Origin of the sequence: Mesorhizobium sp. (genome assembly GCF_024509055.1) — a bacterium.
Taxonomy (GTDB): domain Bacteria; phylum Pseudomonadota; class Alphaproteobacteria; order Rhizobiales; family Rhizobiaceae; genus Mesorhizobium.
Genome location: NZ_JANINM010000206.1, coordinates 1 through 3,140, shown reverse-complemented (window position 1 = coordinate 3,140; position 3,140 = coordinate 1). Strand labels below are relative to the sequence as shown.

Here is a 3,140-nt window from a genome sequence, read left to right as displayed (position 1 = left end):
ATCCGCAGGGGTTTGAGGCGAATGGCAAAGCTAAAGGTCGACGGGAAAGAGATCACGGTACCCGACCACTATACGCTGCTGCAGGCGGCCGAGGACGCTGGCGCGGAAGTGCCGCGCTTCTGCTTCCATGAGCGGCTGTCCATCGCCGGCAATTGCCGCATGTGCCTGATCGAGGTGAAGGGCGGCCCGCCCAAGCCGCAAGCGTCCTGCGCGATGGGCGTGCGCGACCTGCGCCCCGGCCCCAATGGCGAGGCGCCGGAGATCTTCACCAACACGCCCATGGTCAAGAAGGCCCGCGAAGGCGTGATGGAGTTCCTGCTGATCAACCATCCGCTGGACTGCCCGATCTGCGACCAGGGTGGCGAATGCGACCTGCAGGACCAGGCCATGGCGTTCGGCGTCGATTCCTCGCGCTATCACGAGAACAAGCGCGCGGTCGAAGACAAGTATATCGGCCCGCTGGTCAAGACGGTGATGAACCGCTGCATTCACTGCACGCGCTGCGTCCGCTTCACCACCGAAGTCGCCGGCATTTCCGAGCTTGGCCTGATCGGCCGCGGCGAGGATGCCGAGATCACCACCTATCTCGAACAGGCGATGACGTCCGAGCTGCAGGGCAACGTCATCGATCTCTGCCCGGTCGGGGCGTTGACCTCAAAGCCTTTCGCTTTCCAGGCGCGGCCATGGGAGTTGACCAAGACGGAATCGATCGACGTCATGGATGCCGTCGGTTCGGCGATCCGCGTCGACAGCAGAGGCCGCGAAGTGATGCGCATCCTGCCGCGCGTCAACGAGGCGGTGAATGAGGAGTGGATTTCCGACAAGACCCGCTTCATCTGGGACGGCCTGCGCACGCAGCGCCTCGATCGCCCCTATGTTCGCAAGAACGGCAAGCTCGCGCCGGCAAGCTGGGCTGAAGCTTTCGCGGCGATCAAGGATCAAGTGTCGAAGACGGCGCCTGATCGGATCGGCGCGATTGCCGGTGACCTCGCCGCGGTCGAGGAAATCTATGCGCTCAAGCTCCTGATGGCCGGGCTGGGCTCAAAGAACGTCGATTGCCGCCAGGATGGCGCCGCGCTCGATCCGTCGCTCGGCCGCGCCAGCTACATCTTCAATCCGACCATCGAAGGCATCGAGCAGGCAGACGCGGTGCTGATCGTCGGCGCCAATCCTCGCTTCGAGGCTTCCGTGCTCAACGCCCGCATCCGCAAGCGCTGGCGCGTTGGCAACCTGCCGGTCGGCGTCATCGGCGAGATCGGCGACACGCGCTACGACTATGAATTGCTTGGCGCCGGTCCGGAATCGCTCAAGGACCTCGCTGACGGCAACGGCAAGTTCCTCGACGTGCTGAAGAAGGCGACGCATCCGCTGATCATCGTCGGTCAAGGCGCGCTGGCGCGCTCAGACGGCGCGGCGGTTCTTGGCCAGGCGGCAAAACTCGCCCTGGCCGTCAATGCCGTCACGCCGGAGTGGACCGGCTTTGCGGTTCTCCACAATGCAGCCGGCCGCGTCGGCGGCCTAGATGTCGGCTTCGTGCCGGGCGAGGGTGGCAAGAACGTCGCCGGCATGCTGGGCGAAACCGATGTGCTGTTCCTGCTCGGCGCCGACGAAATAGACATGGCCGCGACCGGAGGTGCCTTCGTCGTCTATATCGGCACCCATGGCGATGCCGGGGCGCACCGCGCCAACGTCATCCTTCCGGCTGCCGCCTACACGGAAAAGTCCGGCACCTATGTCAACACCGAAGGTCGCGTGCAGCAGACCAACCGCGCCGGCTTCGCCCCGGGCGAGGCGCGCGAGGACTGGGCGATCCTGAGGGCGCTGTCGGATGTGCTCGGCAAGAAGCTGCCGTTCGATTCGCTCGCCCAGCTGCGCGCCAAGCTCTATGGCGACCATCCGCATCTCGCCCGCATCGACCAGGTTCTGGCCGGCAGCGCCGACGACGTCGCCAAGGCGGCGAAGCTCGGCGGGCGGCTCAACAAGGGCACCTTTACCTCGCCGGTGAAGGATTTCTATCTGACCAACCCGATCGCGCGGGCCTCGGCCGTGATGGCCGAATGCTCGGCGCTGGCCAAGAGCGGCTTCAAGCAGGCGGCGGAATAAGCATGGACACCTTCTTCTCCTTCTACGTGCTGCCGGCGCTGCTGATCCTGCTGAAGTCGGTCGTACTGATCGTCATCCTGCTGGTCTTCGTGGCCTATATTCTCTACGCCGACCGCAAGATCTGGGCGGCTGTGCAGCTGCGCCGCGGCCCGAACGTCGTCGGCCCATGGGGCACGCTGCAGGCCTTCGCCGACCTGTTGAAGTTCGTGTTCAAGGAACCGGTGATCCCGTCAGGCGCCAACAAGGGCGTCTTCCTCCTGGCGCCGCTGGTGTCGGCTGTACTGGCGATCTCGGCCTGGGCGGTCATCCCGGTCAATGAGGGATGGGCGATCGCCAACATCAATGTCGGCATCCTCTATGTCTTCGCCATCTCCTCGCTCGAAGTCTATGGCGTGATCATGGGTGGCTGGGCATCGAACTCGAAATACCCGTTCCTCGGCGCGCTGCGCTCGGCGGCGCAGATGGTGTCCTACGAAGTCTCGATCGGCTTCGTCATCGTGACTGTCCTGCTCACCGCCGGATCGCTCAACCTCTCCGACATCGTCCTGTCGCAGCATAACGGGATCGGCACGCGGCTTGGCCTGCCCAACACCTTCCTGGACTGGAACTGGCTGGCGCTGTTCCCGATGTTCGTCGTCTTCTTCATCTCGGCGCTGGCCGAGACCAACCGTCCGCCCTTCGACCTGGTGGAAGCCGAATCGGAGCTGGTCGCCGGCCACATGGTCGAATATTCGTCGACGCCGTTCCTGCTGTTCTTCCTCGGCGAATATGTTGCGATCGTGCTGATGTGCGCGCTGGCGACCATCCTGTTCCTGGGCGGCTGGCTGCCTCCGTTTAACTTCGCGCCTTTCACCTGGGTGCCCGGCGTCATCTGGTTCGTGCTGAAGGTCTGCTTCGTATTCTTCGGCATCTCCATGGTGAAGGCTTTCGTGCCGCGCTACCGCTACGACCAGTTGATGCGTCTTGGCTGGAAGGTGTTCCTGCCGATCTCGCTGTTCATGGTCGTCGCCACCGCGGCCTTCCTCAAGATCACGGGG

General features: G+C 64.1%; 2 protein-coding genes. Both read left to right on the top strand.

The window, feature by feature from the left end:
- Positions 1-21: 21 nt before the first annotated feature.
- Positions 22-2,103 carry an NADH-quinone oxidoreductase subunit NuoG gene (nuoG, locus tag Q0L57_RS09555; protein ID WP_296741584.1) on the top strand — a complete coding sequence of 694 codons (2,082 nt, stop codon included), beginning with the start codon at positions 22-24 and terminating at the stop codon, positions 2,101-2,103.
- A 2-nt stretch (positions 2,104-2,105) separates the two neighbouring features.
- Positions 2,106-3,140, top strand: a 1,035-nt coding sequence (nuoH, locus tag Q0L57_RS09550) for an NADH-quinone oxidoreductase subunit NuoH (protein WP_296741583.1), incomplete at its 3' end; no start/stop codon positions are given.